We start from the raw sequence: 24811 nt of genomic DNA on the forward strand, positions 1-24811 counted from the left end.
CCCGGTCAGTTATATGACCGGGCTTTTTGTTGGTATTTATTTATATAGCCGGGCCGTAAGGGTTAGCCAATTCCCAGCGGTCCAGGCGGTCATTTACAAAATATAGCCAGTAAATGCCGGTACCTATCTCGTTACCCATTTCGCGGTATTGCACCACTTCGATCACTTTGTTGGTCACCGGGTCTTTTTTAGCAGCAATGGTGCTTTCAGGTTTCTTTCGCAATGCGGTCTGCACTTCGTCCTTGGTCATGCCAATGCGGAGTTGAGAGGTGTTCACCGGCCTCATGGCCGCGCAAGAACTGAACGCAACAACGGCGATCAGTAAAAAGAGTTTGTTGATCAGTTTCATAGGTTGAATGATATATAACCTATGGATTGAACTTGACCACCCGGGTTTAGCCGCAACAACGATATTTGTAAAAGAAAAAGCCATTCAGTTCATCCTGAATGGCTTTAGTTTTATTTTTTGGATCTTAAGGTCTTATCTCCACTCTTTGTACTGGTTGATCAGTCCGTTGGTAGAGGCGTCGTGTGTGGTCACCTCATCGGCGGTGCGCAGCTCAGGAAGGATCTTACCAGCCAGTTGTTTGCCAAGTTCAACGCCCCACTGGTCAAAGCTGTATATGTTCCAAATGATGCCTTGCACAAATATCTTGTGCTCATACATGGCGATCAATGAGCCTAACGAACGCGGCGTGATCTTTTTAAGCAGGATGGAGTTTGTCGGGCGGTTGCCCTCGAATACTTTGAATGGTGCCAGTGCATCGATCTCTTCCTCGCTTTTACCCGCAGCTTTCAGCTCGGCCACTACCTCGTCATAGGTCTTGCCGTTCATCAGGGCCTCTGTTTGGGCAAAGAAGTTAGAGAGCAGCAAGGTGTGATGCTCACCTACCGGATTGTGTGTCTGCGCCGGAGCGATAAAATCGGCCGGGATCAGCTTAGTGCCCTGGTGGATCAGTTGATAAAAGGCATGCTGGCCATTAGTGCCTGGTTCGCCCCAAATGATCGGGCCGGTCTGGTAGTCCACCACCTCGCCGTTACGGTCAACATACTTGCCGTTGCTTTCCATGTCGCCTTGCTGAAAGTAAGCAGCAAAGCGATGCAGGTATTGGTCGTACGGTAAAATGGCCTGGCTTTCGGCGCCAAAAAAGTTATTGTACCAAATGCCCAGTAAGGCGGCGATCACCGGTATGTTCTGCTCAAGTTCGGTATCTTTAAAGTGGTTGTCCATGGCATGGGCACCCCCTAACAATTCTTCAAAATTATCATAGCCAACGCTTAACGCTATGGACAGACCAATAGCGCTCCATAACGAATAACGGCCGCCTACCCAATCCCAAAAGCCGAACATATTCTGGGTATCGATGCCAAATTTCTCTACTGCTGCAGCGTTGGTGCTCAATGCCGCAAAATGCTTGGCCACATCGGCCTCGGCAGCGCCCTGGCTCAGGAACCACTCACGTGCGGTATGCGCATTGGCCATGGTCTCCTGCGTGGTAAAGGTCTTCGATGCGATCAGGAACAGAGTGGTCTCGGCGTTCACCTTCTTTAGTGTTTCGGCTATGTGGGTACCATCAACGTTAGATACGAAATGCAGGTTGAGGCGGGTCTTGTAAGGTTTCAGTGCCTCGGTCACCATTACGGGGCCCAGGTCAGATCCGCCTATGCCAATGTTCACCACATCGGTTATCTCTTTGCCGGTATGGCCTTTCCATGCGCCGCTGATCACGGCTTCGCTAAACTCTTTCATGTGAGCCAGTACCGCGTTCACCTCAGGCATCACATCCTTGCCATCAACATAAACAGGGTTGTCGCTGCGGTTACGCAGCGCCGTGTGCAGTACCTGGCGGCCCTCGGTCATGTTGATCGCCTCACCATTGAACATCGCATCGATCGCCTCATTTAAGCTACACTCCTTGGCCAACTGTATCAATAAAGCTATACCTTTTTCATCGATCCTGTTCTTAGAGTAATCGAACAACAGGTCCTCAAAAAAAACAGAGAATTTTTCAAAGCGCTGTTTATCAGCCGTAAAAAGGTCCTTTAAATGCTTTCCCTCTAACTCAGTGAAGTACTCAGCTAAATACTGATAGGCCTGGGTCGTGGTGAAATTGATATTTGGCAGCATAATTGTTGTTTTTGTACCGTCAAAAGTAAGCTTTAATTGTTTGTATTAGCCACTTATCTCCCTAAAATTAGCTGTACTTAGCGTCAAAAAAACACTAACATCTTAGTGTTAGCAGTACACTCACCAATTAGGAAATTTTGAAAATATTTTGACAATTTTTTTGAATTTCAAAAATTTTATTTATTATATTTGTTTTAATGGCAAAACTTAAACCGATTTGCTATAATTTTAATGATCTGCTAAAAATACATCGTTATGTTTGAAAAACTTTTCATGCTTGTTAAAAATAACGCCGGTATGGCTGTTATTAACAACCCGGTGATCCCTGCATCTTCTCGTGAAGCGGTGATGACCGAAGCTTCAAGTTCTATCATTGAAGTATTGAAGAACCAGGTCGAGAGTGGCCGCATTCGCGACATCATCAAGTTCTTCCAGTTCTCAGGTACCTACAACGAATCGTTGGTGACGAGCATGATCAATAAGTTCGCTAACCGTTTGAACAAGTTCTACAGCATTGACATGCCATCGGCACATGCCGCGGCCACCACGCTTATACCAGCCGTGATGAAACAACTGGTACAGCAATCCAACAACAAAGAGACCGAAGAATTTGCTCTTGGTACCATGCTATCACAGCTGAATGGCAACCGCGCCGACCTTAACGGCCTTGTCGATCAGCTCCTGATCGCCTGATACCCGGCAACCATCTTTGGCAGATAACATAAAAGAGGCCCCGAGAACATCGGGGCCTCTTTTATGTTCATACCTAACTGAATTATTTATATTTGCTGCATGACTAAAGAACAAGTACAAGACTTGAGGGATAGAACAACTTCCCTGAGGAGGCATCTTTGACATTGATAACAAACTTGAAGAGTTAGCCAAAGAGCAGGAGATCACCATAGGCCCTGACTTTTGGAACGCGCCGAAAGAGGCCGAAAAGGTATTGGCTTCTATCAAAGCTAAAAAGATATGGACCGATGCCTTTCAAAAGGTAGTGGCCACAGTAGAAGATACCGGTGTATTATATGAGTTTTACCAGGGTGGTGATGCCACCGAGGCAGAGATGCAGGAACAATATGATACTGCATTAAAGGCGGTAGAGGACCTGGAATTCCAGAACATGCTATCGGCCGAGGAAGATCAGCTGAATGCTGTATTGCAGATCACAGCAGGTGCAGGTGGTACCGAAAGCTGCGACTGGGCCAGCATGCTGATGCGTATGTACATTATGTGGGGCGAAAAGAACGGTTACAAAGTGACCGAGCAGGACTCGCAGGAAGGTGATGTGGCCGGCATTAAAACCGTTACCTTACAATTTGAAGGTGACTTTGCATACGGTTACCTGAAAGGCGAGAACGGCGTACACCGTTTGGTGCGTGTATCACCTTTTGATGCTAATGCTAAACGCCATACCTCGTTCGCATCGGTATATGTTTACCCATTGGTGGATGATACTATCGAGATAGAGGTGAACCCTGCCGATATCGAGTTCGAGACCTTTAGATCGGGTGGTGCCGGTGGACAGAACGTGAACAAGGTGGAGACCGCCGTACGTTTGTACCACAAACCATCGGGGATCATCATCAAGAACCAGGAATCCCGTTCGCAATTGCAGAACAAGGAGAACGCTATACGGTTACTTAAATCGCAGTTGTACGAGATCGAGATGCGTAAACGCATGGAGACCACGAACGCGATAGAAGGCAACAAGAAAAAGATCGAGTGGGGCTCACAGATCCGCAACTACGTACTACACCCGTACAAACTGGTGAAGGACCTGCGTACAGATCACGAGACCTCAAATGCCCAGGCGGTACTGGATGGTGATCTGAATGATTTCCTGAAAGCTTACCTGATGGAATTTGGTGGTCCAAGCAATTAAAATGATTAGGGGCAAGCTCATATCGCGGAACAGTGAGTTGCGGCTCATGGGGGCTTACTTTTCAATGGTTGGTGCGATCATATTCTTTTGGCACAGCAAAAGTTTTAAAAGTGGGCCTTTTACCCCAAATCTCGACATATTGTCGTTGATGATCTTCGGTCCGGTAGCTTTAATCCTTCTGCTTCGAAGTGTATATAAAGTTTACAAACGACAAGGGTCCAAGACATCGCTGCTGATCAATCTGATCGCTTTCTCTGGGTGGTCAGGTATCCTTTTATCCGGAGCCTAACGTATATAAAGCCTGTATCAAGTTCGTGATACAGGCTTTTTTGTTGTTGGTCGGCATGCATAAAACATCTCCAATGCCTATATTGAGCCACCTTTTTGAAACCAATTATCCATGAAAGCTAAATTTTTGATCACTACTTTGTTAACCATATTCGGTGGCACTGCTATGGCGCAAAACTATCCCACCATCAAGTTGTACCCCAAGGGCGTACCTAATTCCAAACCGGCGGCCAAAGACTATGTAGAAAAGACCGAGAGCTTCCGCACCAGCATGGTGACCGATCCGGTTTTAACGCCATTTTTACCTGAAAAGGGTAAGGGCAATGGTGCTGCCATAGTGATCTGCCCCGGCGGCGGTTACTCTCGCCTGGCTATGGACCACGAGGGTTATCATGTGGCGCAAAAATTTAATGAGATAGGGGTAGCGGCGTTTGTACTTACTTACCGTTTGCCAAGTGATGCCATTATGCAGGATAAAACTATCGGTCCGTTGCAGGATGCGCAACGAGCCATACAAATGGTGCGTCAGCGTGCCAAGGAGTGGGGCATCGATACGGCCCGTGTGGGCATCATCGGTTTTTCGGCCGGCGGTCATTTGGCCTCTACCGCGATCACCCACTTCAATAAGGCGGTGATCGATAACAAAGATAACGTTAACCTGCGCCCAAGCTTTGGTGTGCTGCTTTACCCGGTGATCACCATGGGGCCTGCCATGCATACCGGCTCACGCAATAACCTGATCGGTAAAGACCCAGCCCCCGAAGTGGCAGACCTGTACTCGAACGAAAAACAAGTGACCCCTCAAACTCCACCGGCGTTCCTGGTACACGCGGAGGACGACAAGACGGTGCCGGTTGCCAATAGCCTGATGTTTTATGAAGCTATGGTAAAGAACGGCGTAAAAGGTGAATTGCACATTTACCAAGCAGGTGGCCATGGCTTTGGTCTAAACAACAAGACCACCAAAGAGCAATGGTTCGATGCCTGCAAGAACTGGATGGATGCCAATGGCTGGTTAACTGCCAAGTAAAAAGATCTTTATAACAAATTTTGTCAGCCGAACATGCTTTATTCAAGTTGTTCGGCTATTTTTATGACCTAAACCTTATCTAAAGATGATCAGACCAAAAGACGTCCTTGTAGTTACCACGGCCACAATAGAAGGCCGCAAGATCGAACGTCATTTAAAGCCGGTCACGGCTCACCTTGTTGCCGGTACCAACTTCTTCAGCGACCTCTTTGCCTCTTTTAGCGATGTGTTCGGCGGTCGGTCCGGTACTTACCAAATGCAATTGACCTCGCTTTATAATGAAGCGATACAAAAGATCCAGAAGGCTGCTCATGAGATAGGGGCCAACGGTGTGGTGGGTCTGAGTATCGACATGGACGAAATATCGGGCAAAAGCAAATCGATGTTCATGCTCACGGCCATTGGCACAGCGGTGGTGTTGGCTGATGCGGTCGACAACTCATCTGCCTATCGTCAGGTAGATAAATTGGTTAACGTTAGCCATGAGCATCTTGCGGTATTGCATCGTAAAAAGGAGATGCTTAGGCATGCAAAAGAAGGTGTGCTTGGCTTCAACGAGGAGAATTGGAAATTCATCATTGACAACAGATTCGAGGAGATCTTGCCTTATTTATTCAAGAAATATAGTACTTACGCACCCAGTTTTGCAGCTACCGAAGCAAAGTCATTCTATGATAACATAGCTGCTTTGATCGATGGGTTCCCTGACGAAAAGAAGATCGAGTTGCTTTACGATAGCGCTTTGAGCCAAGATAATGAAGGGCTGCTGGGCGCTATAGGAGGTTTGATCAGGGAGCACCGTTTACTGGATCTTGATGAGGTGATAAAATTGCTGCACACCAACGACTTTAATAAACAGCGTTTGGCCCTAAGACTTGTCACCTATCCAAAGCCATATTACGATCAGGAAGACGTTAATAAACTGCAAGAGATCAAAGCGATATTGAACGCTGGTTTTCCTGAGCGCGGGCAGCGCACCACCAAAAAGCAGCTCCTGTCATCCAAAGAAAAAGAGGTATGGGTTTGCGAGTGCGGTACCAATAACGACATCAACGGCCAGACCATCGAGAACTGTAGCTCGTGTGGAAGGGATATTTACGGATTCAGAGCCAACGGTGATGTCACGCCTAAAAAAGCGATCGCCAACATTGAGCAAAGGGTAGCACTCATACAGGAGTCACTGGCCTGAGCATTAGCTCAGTACTGCCAGTAACTCTTTCAATTCGTTCACCTTATCGGTAGATCCTAATTGCTCGTAAGCGCTGATCAGGTTACGTAGTATGCGCCTTACGATGTCGGTATTACTACAAGGCTCGTAAAACTGCTTGTCGTTGTTAAGGTTCAACTGCTTCAGGAACATGTCCACATCCCTGCGACCAAAAATGAAACCTTTGTTAAAGGCGTTGATGTAAAATAACACACCGTTCTCAAATTCACTGGCCATGCTTTCATCAACATAAGCCAAAATGAAATGCTGAGGCAGGTTCACGCCATAGATGGGGATATCCAATCGCTGGGCGATCACCGAGTAAATGATAGCTAACGATATCTGGTTGCCGCGTTTGCTTTCCAGTACCTGGCTCAGGTAGCTGTTCTGCGGGTCTTGATGGCTGGTGGTGTTGCCGCTAAAGCCGTAAATGTTGTACAACACATGGTTGATCAGTTTTACCTGATCGCTGGCACTGCCCTCGAACATCATTTGCATCCATATATCGCGCTTGATGGCCTCGATCTGGTTAATGATCTTTTGTTCGTCAAGGTCGGGGTACTGGTATTTGTTGATGATGAGCGCACCGCGCAGCAGATCGAACCCCCCGCCCTGATGCCAGAGTTCCAACTCGTTCTTCACCATGCTGAATTGCAGCTCGTGTACCAGGTTGGCAATGCGTTCTTGCTGTATGGGGTCAAATGCCTGTTCCCAGGCACTTTCCAGGTATTGTATGGCAGGCGGACCGTATGATATCAGTTTATCATGTACGTGCTCGAATATCTCGCGGTCGGGGTCGTCCAGTAGTTTGATCAGGGAATTTATCTCAGCTTCGTTTATCATGTTCACTTCCTTTTTCAATTATTAAAGCTTTCTCTAATTTTACCACCATGTTCAGCTTTAAATATGCGCTGAGCCATTTAAGGCATCAGTTAAAAGCCAATAACCGGCACGGTCTGCATTCGCCCTTCGTTTACCGGCTGGTCGATGAGGTAATTTACGACTTTTCTGAAAAAAAAATATATCAACAGATCTCAAAAGTTGTGCCTGATGGCAAAAAATTAACTTCGGTAGACAAATTACTTTACCGGCTTGTAGCCGATGCCAACCCTGGTGTTATGTGGATATTAGGTAAGCATACAGCCGCTGATCTGCACATTTTACAACAGGCCGCGCCGGTGGTCAAGCAAGTGTCCATCAATGATACCGCAGCATGGAGAGACCCGGTAACGCCCGGCGTATACTTCATCGATGCACGGCTAAATCCGCAAGGCGCTATAGATCATTTTAACCGCCTGTTGGGTAAAACCAATGCTGATACCATGCTGATCGTTCATAACATTCATGCCCATATGCTCACCAAGGCCTCATGGGATGTGATGCGGTCACACCAAAAAGTGACGGCCTCGGTCAACCTGTTCTGGATGGGGCTGCTGTTCTTCAGGCCGGGTCAAAAAAAAGAAGATTTTTGGATCAAGTATTGATCAGTCCTGTTTCATCAAAACGATTCGCCTAAGCTCAGATAAAAACCTTGCTGGCGCTTTTCGCCGGCGGGTTGCTGGCCAACCCCGTAATCTACCCGCATGGTCAGGCCCTTCTCGGTATCAAAAAAGTAGCGCAATCCACCTCCGTAGTTCGGTTTAAGCTGATCAAAAGAGAACGAGTTGCGGAACACCGTGCCGGTACCCACAAAGCCTGCCAGCCCTAAGCGGTCGCTTAACCGGTAACGCAGTTCGGTTTGTCCGGCTATCAAATGCTTATCACGGTAGCGGCCATTGTAGTAGCCCCGCATCATCTCATCGTTACCTAACTCCGGCAACAGGTAAAAAGGCGTTTGTCCGCCAAAAAGGCTTTGCTCCTGTGCGTTCACACCCAGTACCCAACGTTTATGAAGTTTGAAGAACTGTGCGTACTCCATGTTGAGGAAAGTGCCGCGGTAGTAATTATCGCTGAACAGCCCCTGCATGAAGTGGGCATAAGCCGTGAACACCAATCCTTTGGTGGTGTAAGTGTTGTTGTTCCGGTTATCAAAAGTTATACTCGGGCCAATGTACAAGCCTGAACCGCCGTTGCGGTCGCGGTCGGTCAATTGCGATTCAAACGCCCGGCCCAGGTTATCTATGCGATAAGTGAAGTTGTATCCACCGATCGTGTAACCGATGTAAACATAGTCTCCCAATCTTTTTTCGGCCAAATAGTTCACCCGCAAGCGCTTTTCGCTGATACGTTGCTCTTCGGCTTTGCGGGTGGCGTTGCCGATACCGTAAAAGTCGAAAGGAAAGTTCACGAAGCTGACCACGCCGGTATAGTGGTAGCGGTTCTGCGGGGTCCAGTAGTTGGTGCTGATGCTGGCCCTTTGCTGGCCCTTGGTAGTAAACGTGCCGTAACCGAACACATTTGATACGCGGGTGATGCGGCTGGTGTCGGTGTAAAAGGAATACAAGGCCGACGCGCCCACTTCCAGTCCCGTCTCAGGGGCCGAACTCAGGACCGGCAGCAGGAAAAAACTGGCACTGCGGCTGCTATCTTTCTCCCAAAGCATCTTGCGCACAAATTTGGGCGATATGCGTTTGATGAAGCCTTCTTTCTGAGCGTATGCAGGTATAGCCAATATTGACAGTAAGGCAAAAAACGTAAGGTGTCTTTTCATTGAATGAACTACCGGTACAGGTTGACAAAGCGCAAAGGTAAACTATTGTTGGCAGTTGAAAAGGAACGAATAAAGCGGACATATAGTGAGGGCCTTTATCGGCTTTTGGTTCCATCATTTTTGTTTAAAAACAAAATCCTACTTTTGCGGCTAATTATAAAAACAGAAAGATCATGAGCACTACAAGAGGACCCATATCACAGTTCATCGAAAAGAACTACCTGCACTTTAATGCTGCCGCATTGGTAGATGCAGCTAAAGGATACGAGACCCACCTGCTGGAAGGCGGCAAAATGATGGTGACACTGGCCGGTGCCATGAGTACTGCCGAGCTGGGCATATCACTGGCCGAGATGATCCGCCAGGGCAAGATCGATATCATTAGCTGTACAGGTGCCAACCTTGAAGAGGATATCATGAACCTGGTAGCACACTCGCACTACAAGCGTGTACCTAATTACCGTGACCTTAGTCCGCAGGATGAGTGGGATCTGTTAGAGAACCACTACAACCGCGTTACCGATACCTGCATACCCGAAGAAGAGGCCTTCCGTCGTTTACAAAAGCACATCCACAAAATCTGGAAAGATGCTGACGATGCCGGCGAGCGTTACTTCCCGCATGAGTATATGTACAAGATACTATTGAGCGGTGAGCTGGAGCAGTACTACGAGATCGACCCTAAGAACTCATGGATGCTGGCCGCTGCCGAGCGTAACCTGCCGATCGTGGTACCAGGATGGGAAGATAGCACCATGGGTAACATCTTCGCCTCATATGTGATCAAGAACGAGATTAAAGCCACCACCATGAAAAGCGGTATCGAATACATGGGCTGGCTGGCCGACTGGTATGTAAAGAACTCAGAAGGTAAAGGGATTGGTTTCTTCCAGATCGGTGGCGGTATAGCCGGCGATTTTCCGATCTGCGTGGTGCCTATGCTGTATCAGGATATGGAGATGGAGAACATTCCGTTCTGGAGCTATTTCTGCCAGATCAGTGATTCTACCACCTCATACGGCTCATACTCGGGGGCGGTACCTAATGAGAAGATAACCTGGGGTAAGCTGGATGTGAACACACCAAAGTTCATTGTAGAGAGCGATGCTACCATCGTGGCTCCGTTGATCTTTGCCTGGTTGTTAGGTCAATAAGTTGCACGGGGATGAGTGACCTTCGCCGTCGCTCATGCTATATGATGATATTACTGAAAAGGGTTCCTGCGATAGGGGAGCCCTTTTCACTTTTAAAATGGTCATGAATGACCGCCAGATACATGGCACCGAACGCTCAGATGTAGATGGCTGGTGAGGGACGTTGTTCTTGATGGCATAGGGATCATGACCACTACCACACTCATAATAGGGTTTTATCAATTTCGCAACACATCGGCATAATTGTTCGAAGATCGGTAAACGCTTACTGATCACAATAAATAATTACGTTGAAGGAAAATGTGCCTAAAATGGCCTTTTAACGCGGTTTTAATGATTGTTTAGATTGATTATAAATTAGAAACAAGTGTCACTAATTTGTCAGCCATAGTTTATAAAATTTTACTTTTGTGGACTGAAAATAGCAGGATACTCACGCCCTTTTCAGTGAATCGTTTGTCAAAAACACAAAATATTTAGCACAAATACGCTTTATGAGGAATATCTCATTACTTTTTAAACAGTTTTCAAGGTCGGTTCTACTTGTTGCAGGATTAACTGTGGCAAGTTTTGCTGCTCGTGCCGAAGGCGATGCCGCCAAGGGCGAAGCTTTGTATAAGGCCAAATGTAGCTCGTGCCATAAACTGGACGTTCGTATGACCGGTCCGGCGTTGGGTCCTACCATCACCTCGGAAACTGACGATAAATGGTTGACCAAATGGATCCAGAACAACCAGGCTCTTATCGCTGCTAAAGACCCTAAAGCATTAAAGATCTACAACGAGTACAACCAGGCGGGCATGAACGTGTTCACCGAGTTGAGCGATGGCGATGTGGCCGACATCATCACTTATGTTCGTACCGAATATAAGAAGATGCAAGAGACCCCTAAAGCAGGTGGCGCTACCGGTGCTGCTGCTGAGGATAGCACACCAAGCAGCTTCATGATCTTTGGTCTGTTAGCCGTAGTGATCATCTCTTTCATTGTTATCCTGGTGCTTAACCGCGCTATCGGTACTTTAGAGAAGTTATTACTTAAACGCAAAGACCTTGCTCCTGAGGAGTTAGCTGTAGAGGAAGAGGTTGCTGTTGACCGTTTAGCTGGTTTGAAGAAACTGGCCAAGAACAAGAAACTGGTATTCTTCTTTGTACTGGCATCAGTGATAGCTGGGGGTAGCTGGAGCTGGGTGACCATGTGGAACACTAACATGCACCAGGGTTATCAACCGGTACAACCGATCAAATACTCTCACGAGTTGCACGCTGGTGTGATGAAGATCAACTGTCAGTACTGCCACGGTGGTGCTTACAAGAGCAAGAACGCTACCATTCCTTCGCTTAACGTGTGTATGAACTGCCACAAAACAGTGAAGACCGAATCACCTGAGATCCACAAGATCTATGATGCATTGGGTTATGATGCCAGCACGCAGAAATACGATACCACTAAGGCTCGTCCTATCCAGTGGGTACGTGTACACAACCTGCCTGACTTCGCTTACTTCAACCACTCACAACACGTAAAAGTGGCTGGTTTGGAGTGCCAAAAATGTCACGGTCCTATCCAGACCATGAAGGAGGTTTACCAATACTCACCGCTTACCATGAAATGGTGTATCCAGTGTCACCGTCGTACCGACGTTGCGGTTAAAGGCAACGCTTACTACGAGAACATGATCGATGTGCACGAGCGCCTGAAAAAAGGTGAGAAACTTACAGCTGCTGCAATGGGCGGTCTGGAGTGCGGTAAATGCCACTATTAATAAATAAGAACTTAGCAATTACAGTTTATATAGCTTAAATGGAAAGCAATAAAAAATACTGGAAAGGTTTAGAAGAGCTGAACAACACGCCAGAGTTTGTTGAAAAGAACAAGCACGAGTTTGCCGAGCCTATTCCGATCGAGGAGGTGCTGAGCGGTACCGGGCTTACCGGAAAGACCCCGCGTCGTAACTTCTTAAAGACCGTTGGTTTTGGTATAGGTGCGGTTTCGTTGGCAGCTTGTCAAAAAACACCTGTCCATAAATCGATCCCATACCTGATCAAACCAGAGGAGGTAACTCCGGGTATAGCCAACTTCTACGTATCAAGCTACGAAGGCCAAGCTATATTGGTAAAGACCCGTGAAGGTCGTCCGATCAAGATCGAGGGTAACCCTAACGATCTGTTTGGCCAGGGAGGTGTTAGCGCCCAAACACAAGCCGCCGTGCTTGACCTATATGATAGCAACCGCCTTAAAGGACCAATGCAGGACCAAGGCGATACCGCCTGGAGCGCACTGGATAGCTTTGTTAAAGGTGAACTTGCTTCTATTAAAGCCAGTGGCAAAAAGATCCGCCTGGTAACTTCAACGATCAACAGCCCTTCAACACTGGGTGTGATCGCTGCCTTTACCGCACAATACCCTACCACTAAGCATGTAACTTATGATGCCGTTTCTTACACCGGTATCATTCAGGCTAACCAGAACAGCTTTGGTAAAGCCGTATTGCCTCATTACAACTTTGACAAGGCTGACCTGATCGTAAGCTTTGGTGCCGATTTCCTGGGTTCATGGATCTCGCATTCAGAGTTCACCCGCCAGTACGTATCAAAGCGTAACGAGCAGGCTGTAAAGAGCGGTAAAATGTCTCGCCATATCCATTTTGAGGCAGGCATGAGCATCACCGGCAGTAACGCCGATGTGCGTATCCCGATCAAAGTATCACAAGAAGGTTTAGCTCTTGTTAACTTATATAATGCTATTGCCGGTACTACTTTACCAGGTTCAAAAAAACTGGGTAACAACGTAGCCGATAACGCGATCATCCTTGCCGCTAAAGAATTGCAAAACGCTAAGGGCCGTGCCCTGGTAGTAAGCGGCAGCAATGATGTAGCTACTCAAGTGTTGGTAAATGCCATCAACTCATTGTTGGGCAGCTATGGCACTACTATCGATCTTGACAATCCATCATACCAATACAAAGGCAACGATGCTGATGTAGTGGCACTGATCGAAGAAATGAAACGCGGTGAAGTAGGCGCAGTGATGTTCCTGGATGCTAACCCGGTTTACAACTACTACCAAAGCAGCGCCTTTGCTGACGCTTTGAAGAAAGTACGTTTGAAAGTGTCTTTCGCTCCTTACCTGGACGAGACCGCTGCCGAGTGTAACATCGTGGCACCTAACCATAACTTTTTAGAGTCATGGGGTGATGAGAACGCTTTGGAAGGTTACTACACTATCGTACAACCGACCATCAACCCGGTATACGATACCCGTCAGGCTGAGCAAAGCTTGCTGATCTGGAGTGACAATGCCGTTAAAGACTACTACACTTTCGTACGTAATAACTGGAACACTACTCTTTTAGCTAAAGGCGGACTGGCCGGTCAGAACGGTTGGGAAACTTTACTGCAAACCGGTTTCATTAAGGTAGCCCCTAAGGCATCTTCACCGGTTAGCTTTAGCCGTGATCTGAACGCAGTAGCGCAAACCATCATTGGTCAGGGTGCTAAGTTGGCAGGTGGCGAAGGTAAATTAGAGTTACAGGTATATGAAAATACTACCGTAGGTAACGGTAAAAAGGCTAACAACCCATGGTTGCAGGAATTACCTGAGCCAGTGTCAAAAGTTACCTGGGATAACTTTGTGGCCATTGCGCCTAAGACCGCTGAAGAGCTGAAATTAGAGGAAGGCGACCTGATCGAGATCAGCGCTAACGGTTACAAAACAGAATTACCTGTATTGTTACAACCAGGCCAGGCTCAAGGCACTGCTTCTATCGCTTTAGGTTACGGCCGTAGCAAAGCAGGTAAAGTAGGCGATGGCGTAGGTAAGAACGCTTATCCGTTCATGGTGTTGACCAATGGTACCTTCCAGGGCAATGCTGTAGCCGAAGTGAAAGCTTTAGGCGGCGATAAGATCGTATTAGCGCAAACTCAAACTCACCACTCTTACGAAGGTCGTGACGTGATCCGTGAGACCACGCTGCAAGAGTACCTGAAAAAGCCAGAAGGCGAAGAGAAAGGCGAGAAAGAAACATACAGCCTTTGGGATGAATATGACCGTCCTCAGTACAACTGGGTAATGGCCATTGACCTGAACGCTTGTACCGGTTGCGGCGCCTGCGTGGTGGCTTGTAACGCTGAGAACAACATTCCAGTAGTAGGTCGTGACGAGGTTCGCCGTCGTCGTGAGATGCACTGGATCCGTATCGATCGTTACTACAGCTTTGACGAAAAAGGCAAGACCGTTACTGAAGAGAAAGAGATCAGCAAACTGGAAGACCTTGATCACGTATCGGTAACTTACCAGCCAATGCTTTGTCAGCACTGTGATCACGCACCTTGCGAGACCGTGTGCCCGGTATTAGCTACCACTCACTCAAGTGAGGGTTTGAACCAAATGACGTACAACCGTTGCGTTGGTACCCGTTACTGCGCTAACAACTGTCCGTACAAAGTTCGTCGTTTCAACTGGTTCAACTACTGGAACGATTCACGCTTCGAGAACTACCTGCAGAACGATTACACTGAGTTGGTATTGAACCCTGACGTTACCACCCGTTTCCGCGGTGTGATGGAGAAATGCTCAATGTGTGCTCAGCGTATCCAAGCCGGTAAACTGAATGCCAAATTAGAGAAACGTTCATTGAAAGATGGCGATATCAAAGTGGCTTGCCAGCAAACCTGCTCGGCCAATGCGATCATCTTCGGTAACGCTAACGATCCTAACTCAGAAGTATCAAAAGCGCTTAAGAGCGACAGGACATACTACGTGCTTGAAGAGCTTAACGTGAAACCAGGCATCGGTTACCAAACCAAAGTAAGGAACAGACTGACAACAGAAGCTTAAACATAATTACGAGATATTAATATACTATGGCATCTCACAGTGAAGCAATAATCAGGGAACCGTTGATCACGGGCAAGGATATAACCTATGCCCAGATCACTAACGAGGTTTTACTCCCTGTAGAAAATAAGCCCAATATGGCGTGGTGGATCGGCTTTGCCCTCGCCGTTGCCGGTGCAAGCCTTTGGGTATTCTCCATCAGCTGGACCTTTTGGTACGGTATCGGCGAGTGGGGTTTGAACAAAACAGTTGGCTGGGCCTGGGACATCACCGGTTTCGTGTGGTGGGTAGGTATCGGTCACGCCGGTACGCTGATCTCGGCAGTATTATTACTGTTCCGTCAAAACTGGCGTAACTCTATCAACCGCTCTGCCGAGGCGATGACCATCTTCGCGGTAGTTTGTGCGGCCACTTACATTTTTGGTCACATGGGCCGCCCTTGGTTGGCTTACTGGACCTTACCATTACCTAACCAGTATGGTTCACTTTGGGTGAACTGGAACTCGGCACTGATGATGGACGTGTTCGCGATCTCGACCTACTTCTCAGTATCATTAGTGTTCTGGTACACTGGTCTGTTGCCTGACATCGCTTCTATCCGTGACCGTGCTACCGGTCTTCGCCGCCGCATTTACTCGATCCTTTCATTCGGTTGGACCGGTTCGGTAAAGACCTGGCAGCGTTTCGAGACCGTGTCACTGATCCTGGCAGGTATCTCAACACCACTGGTACTTTCAGTACACACTATCGTATCATTTGACTTTGCTACCTCACTGGAGCCAGGATGGCACACCACCATCTTCCCGCCATACTTCGTTGCGGGTGCGATCTTCTCGGGTTTCGCTATGGTACAAACCCTGTTGCTGATCGCCCGTAAGGTATTAGGTTTAGAGAACTACATCACCATGTTCCACATCGAATCAATGAACAAGATCATCATGTTGACCGGTTCTATCGTGGGTGTGGCCTATATCACTGAGTTCTTCATCGCTTGGTACTCAGGTGTGGAGTACGAGCAATACGCGTTCATCAACCGTTCTACCGGTCCATACTGGTGGGCGTACTGGAGCATGATGACCTGTAACGTGATCACTCCGCAGTTGTTCTGGTTCAAGAAGATCCGCATCAACATCCCACTTTCATGGGTGCTGTCGATCATCGTGAACATCGGTATGTGGTTCGAGCGTTTCGTGATCATCGTTACCTCACTTCACCGCGACTTTATCCCGTCAAGCTGGGTGATGTTCTACCCGACCTGGACAGACGTAGGTATCTTCGTTGGATCGATCGGTGTGTTCTTTACCATGTTCTTGTTGTTCATCCGCGTGTTACCTTCAGTGGCTATGGCCGAGGTTAAGTTATTGCTGAAATCATCGAGCGAGCAAGCTAAGAAGAAACTGATAGACGCTGGCCACTTAGAGCCGGAAGCACAGGCAGATTATATTAAAGCATTAGAAAAATACGACAGTGTTGATCTAACTCAATACCAAAAAGCATAACCATGAGCAGCACTAAATTTATATTAGGTTGTTTCGATGATCCCGATGATCTGATGCACGGCATCGATAACTTACAAAAGAACAGTATCCCTATTTACGATGTGTACACTCCAATGCCTATCCACGGTATCGAGGCTAAGCTTGGCGTAAAAGAGTCACGCCTGGGTTATGCAGCATTTTGCTTCGGCTGCCTGGGTGCAACAGTGATCTTCAGCATCGTGTATTACACTTTGGTGCATGACTGGCCGATGAACATCGGTGGTAAGCCGCACTTTGCCATGCCTGACTTTGTTCCATTCACCTTTGAGTGGACCATCCTGTTCACCGCATTTGGTATGGTGGCCACCTTCTTTGCTGCTACGCACCTGTTCCCGGGCCGTGCGCCAAGGGTAATGGACCTGCGTGCTACTGATGATCGCTTTGTGATCGCGGTAGATGCCAAAGGAAACATTCCACATGATGATATAACCCGCCTGCTGAAGGATGCAGGAGCTGTAGAAGTTAAGCACAACGAGAGAAAGTATGTTAGCTATGAATAAGATCAAGATATTCGGTGCCACCATGATCGCTATCGCTGCTACAGTGGTAGTGTCATCGTGCCATGATAAACAAAGCACCGGCTGGCAGTATGCGCCTAACATGTATGAGCATATCGCCTACGATCCCGACCAAAAGAACCCTAATTTCAAGGATGGTAAAACAGCACAGGTACCTCCGGCAGGTAGCATACCACTGGGCTTTACCCGCTTTGATTATCCGAACACACGTGCCGGTTACGATCAGGCAAGTGCTGAGGTAAAAAGTATACTGGCTCAAACCCAGCAGAACTACGCCGAAGGAAAGAAACTGTACGAATCATATTGCTCACCATGCCACGGTATGACAGGGCAGGGTGATGGTGAAGTGACCAAACATGGTTATCCGCCGCCGCCATCGTACTCACAAGGTCAGTCATCACGTGGTGGCGCCATGAAAGACCTTACCGACGGTAAAATATATCATACCATCACTTACGGTGTGAACGCCATGGGTTCATATGCATCGCAGCTGGCACCCGAGGAGCGCTGGAAAGTGATCATGTATGTACATCATTTGCAAACCTTATAATATTATAGCTTAAATGGCCTCTCATCAACATAGTTTTAACGAACGATTTGAATTTGCCGGTAAAGCCAAAACACTGAGCCTTGCAGGCATAGTGATCGGCGTGATCGGCATCTTATACGGCTTCCTGGTTGACCACTCGGAGCTACACGCCGTGCGCACGTTTTCGAACCTGCTGCTAATGAGCTACTATTTTGTAGGCATTTGCGTTGCTGGTGTATTCTTTTTAGCGTACCAGTACATGGCGCAAGCCGGCTGGTCAGTAGTATTGCTACGTATACCACAAGCTTTTGCTAAGGTATTAGTATATGCCGTGATCATCTTATTAGTGATCGTAGGTGCAGGTCTGTTCCTGACACATCCTGAGCACCATGAAGGTCATGAAGTGATGTCGCCTTACCTTTACTCACACTGGGCCACTGATGGCCTGGCTAAAGAGGGTAGCCCTATTTATGACGCGATCATCGCTGGTAAATCTGCGTTCTTAAACAAACCTTTCTTTTACGGTTCATTGATCGTGATGCTGGGCTTGTATACTTGGTTCGGTATGTTACTGGTTAGATACTCTAATAATGAGGACGAGATCGGTGGTATGTTCAACTACAACAAAGCCTTTAAAATGTCGGCCATATTCCTGGTGATCTTTGGCTTTACCTTCCCGATCTACGCGTTCGGTACCATCATGTCATTAGAGGCACACTGGTTCTCTACCATGTTCGGTTGGTACAACTTGGCCGCTGTTCACGTAAGTGGATTAGCAGTGATCGCTGTTGTATTGATCTTATTGAAAAAGAACGGTTACTTCTCATGGGTTAACGAAAGCCACCTGCAGGATCTTGGTAAATTGATCTTCGGTTTCTCGATATTCTGGACCTACGTTTGGTTCGCACAGTTCTTCCTTACCTGGTATGCCAACATGCCTGAGGAAAGTGTGTACTTCTACAAACGTTGGGAGCCTGAATACAAATGGTGGTTCTGGTTGAACATCGTGTTGAACTTTGTTGCGCCTTTATTCCTCCTGATGATGAACGACAACAAACGTTCGATGAACCGTATGCTGTTAGCTTGTATCGTGATCATCATCGGTCACTGGTTAGATTATTACCTGATGATCATGCCTGGCACCATGGAGTCACACCGTGAGTTCGGTATCACCGAGTTGTTCACATTCATAGGATTTGCAGGTCTGTTCACCTTCTTGATGCTGAGCGCGTTGAGCAAGTTCGAGTCGCTTATTCCTAAAAAGCACCCGTTCCTGGACGAAAGCCTTCATCACCACTTATATTAATTTGCTAACTTTGTAATTCTATATAGAATACCAAATCACAGATACAAATGGCATTCAAACATCTGATAAATCTAAAAAAATCATTCTCGCTGATGGCTGCGTTGATGTTACTGGGTACTGACCTGGTGATGGCGCAAGCGGCCGAAGGCTCAAATGCTACAGCTACTGCTGCGAAGGCACCTGCCACCGGTATGTGGGAAACTGTAGGTTACTACACTCTGATATTTGTGATCGTATGCTTTGCAGTTGCGATGGTAGGCAAGATCTTAAAGGTTTATGACCTTACCCTGCAAATGCAAGGAAAGAAAGGTGTGAACTGGAACAACGTGATGGCTACTGGCTTCATCCTGTTCCTGGTTGCCGGTATCGTTGGTGTTTGGTATTCATTTGATGTGCACGGTAGCATGATCTTAGGTCCGGCGGTGTCGGTACACGGTAAAACGTTGGATACCATGTTCTGGATCACTTTCGGTATCACCTTCGTGGTGTTCCTGCTTACCCAGATCCTGTTGTTCGGCTTTGTGTTCAAATACAAAGGTTCTGACAAGCGTAAAGCTTACTACTACCCACACAATAATACTATCGAGAAGATATGGACCGTTGCTCCAGCGATAGTTCTGACCATCTTGGTAGTGTTCGGTTTCCTGACCTGGCGTAAGATCACCAACACGGTGGACGCTAAAGGCGAAGTTGCTTCGTTAAATATAGATGTGACCGGTCACCAATTCGCTTGGGAGCTGCGTTACCCTGGAAAAGACGGAAAATTGGGTAAAAAGAACTACAAACTGATCAGCGGTACCAACAAATTAGGCATTAGCTATGATGATAAGAACAGCTTTGATGACCTGCAGGCAGATACATTGGTCATCCCGGTGAATAAATCGGTTAGATTAAATATCATCGCTCAGGACGTCATCCATAGCGTTTACATGCCTAACTTCCGTGTGCAGATCAACGCGGTACCAGGTTTACCAACTTACTTCAAGTTCACGCCTACCAAAACTACTGCCGAAATGCGTAATGAGACCGGTCAGGCTGATTTCAACTATCACCTGTATTGCAACAAGATATGCGGTGGTAGCCACTACAACATGCAAAAGGTGGTGCTGGTAGTTAGCGCTTCTGAATACCAGGATTGGCTGACCCACCAAAAACCTTACCTGACCGACGGGCTTAAAAAGGAGCTGAAGTTAGCTGAGAGCCCTCTTTACAAGCAAACCGTTCTTCAAAACAGATTAGCGTCTATTAACTAATTAATATAACGATCATGTCAACATTAGCAGTTCACGATCACGGCCATCACGATCACGAACACCACCATAACGAAACTTTCTGGACGAAGTACATCTTCAGCCAGGATCACAAAATGATCGCCCGCCAGTTCCTGATCACTGGTATCATCATGGCAGTTATCGCCATGATCCTTTCGATCTTGTTCCGTATCCAGCTTGCATACCCTGATAAAGCATTTCCTTTACTGGAAACCTTATTAGGCCGTTTTGCACCGGGCGGTAGGTTAGATACTAACTTTTACCTGTCATTGGTGACCATACACGGTACCATCATGGTGTTCTTTGTGTTAACAGCTGGTTTGAGCGGTACCTTCAGTAACTTATTGATCCCTTATCAACTGGGTGCACGTGATATGGCTTCGCCATTCATGAACATGCTTTCATACTGGATGTTCTTTGTGGCCAGTGTGATCATGTTAGCTTCTTTCTTTATCGAGAAAGGCCCTGCTGGTCCGGGTTGGACCATTTACCCGCCGTTATCAGCTTTGCCTAAAGCGATGCCAGGTTCAGGTTTGGGTATGACCATGTGGCTGATCAGCATGACCATCTTTGTAGCGTCACAGTTACTGGGCGGTATCAACTACATCAGTACTATTCTTAACATGCGTACTAAAGGTATGGACCTTTGGAAAATGCCTTTGACCATCTGGGCTTTCTTCCTGACCGCTATCCTGGGAGTATTAGCATTCCCGGTACTGGTAGCTGGTGTGGTATTATTGATATTTGACCGTAGCTTCGGTACCAGCTTCTACCTGTCTGAGATCGTTGTACAAAATCAGGTAATGCCTTTCGAAGGTGGTAGCCCGATCCTGTTCCAACACTTGTTCTGGTTCCTGGGTCACCCAGAGGTTTACATCGTGATCATGCCTGCTTTGGGTATATCATCAGAGGTTATCGCTACCAATGCACGTAAGCCTATCTTCGGTTACCATGCAATGGTTTACTCTCTTATCGGTATCACTGTATTATCGTTCATCGTATGGGGTCACCACATGTTCGTTACGGGTATGAACCCGTTCCTGGGCGGTGTGTTCATGATCACTACACTGATCATTGCGGTACCTTCGGCAGTAAAAACCTTCAACTACTTAGCAACACTTTGGAGAGGTAACATCCAATTCACGCCGGCTATGTTGTTCGCTATCGGCCTGGTATCGTTCTTCATCTCGGGTGGTATCACTGGTATCTTCCTGGGTAACGCTGCACTGGATATCAACCTGCACGATACTTACTTCGTGGTAGCTCACTTCCACCTGGTAATGGGTTCGGCCGCTATATTTGGTATGTTGGCCGGTGTTTATCACTGGTTCCCTAAAATGTTCGGCCGTATGATGGACGCTAAATTAGGTTACCTGCACTTCTGGATGACATTCATCGGTGCTTACCTGGTGTTCTTCCCAATGCACTTCATGGGTCTTGACGGTGTACCTCGTCGTTACTACTCTTTCACTGAGATCGAGTCGTTAAAACAATGGGTTTCAGTTAACACCTTCGTGACCTGGGCCGCTATCATCACCGCATTTGCTCAAGTAGCTTTCCTGTGGAACTTCTTTGGCTCTATCTTCTGGGGCAAAAAAGCTACCGAGAACCCATGGAACTCTAATACATTGGAGTGGACCACACCAGTTGAGCATATCCACGGTAACTGGCCAGGTGAGATCCCTACCGTATACCGTTGGCCGTATGATTACAGTAAGCCAGGTCATGACGAGGATTTCATCCCGCAGACCGTGCCTTTCTCTCAAACATTAAGCTCTAACTTACCGCACGACTTTGAAGACAATCCGGTACTGTTAGAAAGCCATAAAGAATGGGTAAATACCCAGCATTCTAACCAGGAAGAGGTTAAATAATCGACCTTTCTTGGCTGATGATACAGGGTATCTGTTCCGGAAGGTCATTCCTAAAACAGATACCCTTTTTTAGTATAATACATGAGTGTAGCAACGAATAGAACAAGATTTAAACGAAACAGCCTTATTACGATCGTTTTGCTTTTTGTTGTGATACTTGCCGGTGGTGTTGTACGCAGTTCAGGTTCGGGGATGGGATGCCCGGATTGGCCTAAGTGTTTTGGCCGCTACATTCCGCCTACCGATGTTAGCGAACTACCTGCCGACTACAAAAAGACCTATGTGGCCAAAAGGGCTGCAAAAAATCAACGTTTTGCCAAAACCCTCGACCTGTTCGGTTATAACGACCTGGCCGACCGTATCAGGCAAGACCGCTCCATATTGATCCCGGAAGAGTTCAATGCGGCCCGTACCTGGACCGAATATGTTAACCGCCTTGTGGGAGCCGCCTCAGGTATATTTCTGCTCTTAACAGCGATATATTCATTCAGCTATCGAAGTGAAAATGTTTGGATCCCGGTATTGAGCGTATTCAATTTGGTGCTGGTCGTATTCCAAGCCTGGTTAGGTTCGATCGTTGTATCGACCAATCTGGTAGATTGGATAGTGACCGTACACATGCTGATCGCATTGATGATCCTGGCCATATCTATTTACGGTTACCATTTGGCTAAGGTACATAACATGCCAAAGATACAGACCAAGCCAGTGATCAAGATCATTGCTGTTGTGGCTATCCTGCTTACAGTGATCCAGATCACCTTAGGTACAGAGGTGCGTGAACGCGTTGACGCTGTGGCCGATCACTTTCAAGGAAGTTACCGTAGCCAGTGGGTGGCCAAAGTAGGAGAGATGTTCAACAGCCACCGTGACCTGGCTTTGTTAGTAGTAGCGATCAATGTCGCCTTGTACGCGTTGTTGCGTCGTACGTTCAGTCGGCATTCCATGCAGCAGCAGTTCATGAGCTTTGTGTTCCTGATGATCGTGTTGCAAGTGGGGGTGGGTATCGCGTTATCATATGCTGCATTACCTCCGGTTGCTCAGGCATCGCACATTGTGCTGGCCAGTTTGATATTTGGTGCGCAATTCTATTTACTGCTTAATTTTACCCGATCAGCTAAGTATACGGAGGTGAGGAGATGATGAAGGATCTGATCAAATTAGTAAAGCTCAGGCTTACGTTCCTGGTCGTTTTTTCGGCATCGATCACTTTCTTGATCGGTAGCCGTTTGGGCGGTCATATCGATTGGATCAATTGGGCCAAGCTGATCGTTGGTGGCTTCTTGATCACCGGTGCAGCCAATGGCTTCAACGAGATCATTGAAAAGGATCTGGATCGGCTAATGACCCGTACCGCTGATCGTCCGCTGCCATCAGGCAGAATGAACAACGGCCAGGCATTAGTGCTAAGCGTATTGATGGGTATATTTGGTACTTATCTGTTAGGTAGCCTTAACTTGCTTACAGGGTTCTTATCGGTGTTCGCGATCATCTTGTATGCGTTCGTTTATACGCCGTTAAAGCAACGGTCACCTATATCGGTGTTCGTGGGCGCTATACCTGGTGCATTGCCACCCCTTATCGGTTATGTGGCTGCTCACCCGCAGATCGATCGTATAGCGATCATTGTGTTCGGGATACAGTTCATGTGGCAGTTCGTTCACTTTTGGGCCATTGCCTGGGTGCTGGATGACGATTATAAGCTGGCCGGTTTCAGGCTTTTACCTACGGGCAAGCGTGACCGGGCAAGTGCCATTATAACCTTTGTATTTGCCGTGGCGTTGGTACCTGTAAGCGTGTTGCCAACTTATTATGCATACGGCGGTTATTTTGTAGGTGGCATATCGTTGGTATGCAGCCTTATATTTTTGTATCAGTCATTTGTACTGATGCGCACATTGGAGATCAAAGATGCCCGTAAACTGATGTTCGGCTCGTTCATTTATCTCCCAGTGGTACAATTAATGTTTTTGTTCGATCTTATAGTGAAGTAGATTAAAGATGATGGCTCAGTTTCAGCAAGACAATGGAAAATTAGATCTAACGCCCAAGCGTTTCAACATGTGGCTGATCATATTTTCGTCATTCATGTTCTTCGCGGCCCTTACCAGTGGCTTTATCGTATACATTGGCGGTAAAGGGCATGCCTTAAAGTTAACCTTACCTAAGGAGTTCCTGTATAGCACGGTCATTATCGTGTTGAGCAGTGTGACCATGTTCATGGCTTCGCGCGCAGCTAAGGCGGTCCAGTTCGGTAAACAGCGGACCATGCTATGGGTGACGTTCGGTTTGGGTTTGGCCTTTTTCGCCATGCAGTTTTATGCCTGGTATGTGTTGGCTTTTCAAATGCACCAATTCTTGGTGAACCCCAATGCATCCATTTCCTTCATATACGTATTTTCAGTTATGCACCTTCTACACATTTTGGCGGGGTTGGTGTTAATTATAAATAGCCTGGTGAGCAGCTACCGGAATAAGCCCCAGGTCATTAATTTATTCCGGATGGAGATGACCTCGATTTTTTGGCATTTTGTCGATATTATATGGATTTATCTCTACGTTTTTTTACTTTTGAACCAGAATTGATCACCCTTTA

Annotated in this window: 21 protein-coding genes; 17 read left to right on the top strand and 4 right to left on the bottom strand. The window is 47.2% G+C overall.

The features are described 5' to 3' along the window. Positions 1–40 precede the first annotated feature (40 nt). On the bottom strand, positions 41–349 hold the full coding sequence (locus LLH06_RS03030; protein WP_228171788.1) for a hypothetical protein: 309 nt from the start codon (positions 347–349) through the stop codon (positions 41–43). Between the two features lie 132 nt (positions 350–481). Next, positions 482–2128, bottom strand: coding sequence for a glucose-6-phosphate isomerase (gene pgi, locus LLH06_RS03035; RefSeq protein ID WP_228171789.1), 1647 nt, complete (start codon positions 2126–2128; stop codon positions 482–484). Positions 2129–2425: 297 nt separating this feature from the next. On the opposite strand from pgi, the gene LLH06_RS03040 reads away from it, so the two are divergent. From LLH06_RS03040 to LLH06_RS03055, 4 genes are all read left to right on the top strand, one after another. Continuing rightward, positions 2426–2821 carry a hypothetical protein gene (locus LLH06_RS03040; RefSeq protein WP_228171790.1) on the top strand — a complete coding sequence of 132 codons (396 nt, stop codon included), beginning with the start codon at positions 2426–2428 and terminating at the stop codon, positions 2819–2821. A 99-nt stretch (positions 2822–2920) separates the two neighbouring features. Continuing rightward, a protein-coding gene (gene prfB, locus LLH06_RS03045) for a peptide chain release factor 2 (protein ID WP_228171791.1) occupies positions 2921–4013 on the top strand; the annotation gives its coding sequence in 2 pieces (ribosomal slippage) (positions 2921–2980 and positions 2982–4013; 1092 coding nt in all). Positions 4014–4413: 400 nt separating this feature from the next. Beyond that, entirely contained in the window at positions 4414–5331 is a 918-nt protein-coding gene (locus LLH06_RS03050; protein WP_228171792.1) for an alpha/beta hydrolase, read from the top strand. 85 nt (positions 5332–5416) lie between these two features. Next, the gene (locus LLH06_RS03055; RefSeq protein ID WP_228171793.1) at positions 5417–6520 is read left to right on the top strand and encodes a YbjQ family protein; all 1104 of its coding nucleotides are present in this window, start codon (positions 5417–5419) and stop codon (positions 6518–6520) included. A gap of 3 nt (positions 6521–6523) precedes the next feature. Here the strand turns inward: LLH06_RS03055 and LLH06_RS03060 are convergent, their stop codons facing one another. Beyond that, positions 6524–7381: a transglutaminase-like domain-containing protein gene (locus LLH06_RS03060; protein WP_228171794.1), complete on the bottom strand. Its 858-nt coding sequence runs from the start codon at positions 7379–7381 to the stop codon at positions 6524–6526. A 47-nt stretch (positions 7382–7428) separates the two neighbouring features. Here LLH06_RS03060 and LLH06_RS03065 point away from each other — a divergent pair, with 47 nt between their 5' ends. Beyond that, positions 7429–8022, top strand: a complete 594-nt coding sequence (locus LLH06_RS03065) for a hypothetical protein (RefSeq protein WP_228171795.1) — start codon at positions 7429–7431, stop codon at positions 8020–8022. A 14-nt stretch (positions 8023–8036) separates the two neighbouring features. Here the strand turns inward: LLH06_RS03065 and LLH06_RS03070 are convergent, their stop codons facing one another. Beyond that, on the bottom strand, positions 8037–9188 hold the full coding sequence (locus LLH06_RS03070; protein WP_228171796.1) for a BamA/TamA family outer membrane protein: 1152 nt from the start codon (positions 9186–9188) through the stop codon (positions 8037–8039). A 173-nt stretch (positions 9189–9361) separates the two neighbouring features. Here LLH06_RS03070 and LLH06_RS03075 point away from each other — a divergent pair, with 173 nt between their 5' ends. From LLH06_RS03075 to LLH06_RS03130, 12 genes are all read left to right on the top strand, one after another. Then, complete coding sequence (locus LLH06_RS03075; RefSeq protein ID WP_228171797.1) at positions 9362–10342, top strand: deoxyhypusine synthase family protein; 981 nt, start codon at positions 9362–9364, stop codon at positions 10340–10342. A 560-nt stretch (positions 10343–10902) separates the two neighbouring features. Beyond that, complete coding sequence (locus LLH06_RS03080; RefSeq protein WP_317206713.1) at positions 10903–12105, top strand: cytochrome c3 family protein; 1203 nt, start codon at positions 10903–10905, stop codon at positions 12103–12105. Between the two features lie 38 nt (positions 12106–12143). Further along, on the top strand, positions 12144–15179 hold the full coding sequence (locus LLH06_RS03085; protein WP_228171799.1) for a TAT-variant-translocated molybdopterin oxidoreductase: 3036 nt from the start codon (positions 12144–12146) through the stop codon (positions 15177–15179). A gap of 26 nt (positions 15180–15205) precedes the next feature. Further along, positions 15206–16678 carry an NrfD/PsrC family molybdoenzyme membrane anchor subunit gene (gene nrfD, locus LLH06_RS03090; protein WP_228171800.1) on the top strand — a complete coding sequence of 491 codons (1473 nt, stop codon included), beginning with the start codon at positions 15206–15208 and terminating at the stop codon, positions 16676–16678. A 2-nt stretch (positions 16679–16680) separates the two neighbouring features. Then, positions 16681–17217 carry a DUF3341 domain-containing protein gene (locus LLH06_RS03095; protein WP_228171801.1) on the top strand — a complete coding sequence of 179 codons (537 nt, stop codon included), beginning with the start codon at positions 16681–16683 and terminating at the stop codon, positions 17215–17217. Continuing rightward, entirely contained in the window at positions 17210–17785 is a 576-nt protein-coding gene (locus LLH06_RS03100; protein WP_317206714.1) for a c-type cytochrome, read from the top strand. The genes LLH06_RS03095 and LLH06_RS03100 overlap by 8 nt, the downstream gene beginning before the upstream one ends. 13 nt (positions 17786–17798) lie before the next feature. Further along, positions 17799–19070, top strand: a complete 1272-nt coding sequence (locus tag LLH06_RS03105; protein ID WP_228171803.1) for a quinol:cytochrome C oxidoreductase — start codon at positions 17799–17801, stop codon at positions 19068–19070. Positions 19071–19117: 47 nt separating this feature from the next. Next, positions 19118–20323 (top strand): cytochrome c oxidase subunit II, encoded by a 1206-nt coding sequence (locus LLH06_RS03110; protein WP_228171804.1) that lies wholly within the window; start codon positions 19118–19120, stop codon positions 20321–20323. A gap of 14 nt (positions 20324–20337) precedes the next feature. Next, the gene (locus LLH06_RS03115; RefSeq protein ID WP_228171805.1) at positions 20338–22215 is read left to right on the top strand and encodes a cytochrome c oxidase subunit I; all 1878 of its coding nucleotides are present in this window, start codon (positions 20338–20340) and stop codon (positions 22213–22215) included. Between the two features lie 138 nt (positions 22216–22353). Beyond that, the gene (locus tag LLH06_RS03120) at positions 22354–23358 is read left to right on the top strand and encodes a COX15/CtaA family protein (protein WP_394800304.1); all 1005 of its coding nucleotides are present in this window, start codon (positions 22354–22356) and stop codon (positions 23356–23358) included. Then, entirely contained in the window at positions 23355–24209 is an 855-nt protein-coding gene (gene cyoE, locus LLH06_RS03125) for a heme o synthase (RefSeq protein WP_394800305.1), read from the top strand. The genes LLH06_RS03120 and cyoE overlap by 4 nt, the downstream gene beginning before the upstream one ends. 7 nt (positions 24210–24216) lie before the next feature. Continuing rightward, positions 24217–24801 (top strand): cytochrome c oxidase subunit 3, encoded by a 585-nt coding sequence (locus LLH06_RS03130; RefSeq protein ID WP_317206715.1) that lies wholly within the window; start codon positions 24217–24219, stop codon positions 24799–24801. Positions 24802–24811: the final 10 nt, after the last annotated feature.

It is taken from the genome of Mucilaginibacter daejeonensis (genome assembly GCF_020783335.1).
GTDB classification, from domain to species: Bacteria; Bacteroidota; Bacteroidia; order Sphingobacteriales; family Sphingobacteriaceae; genus Mucilaginibacter; species Mucilaginibacter daejeonensis.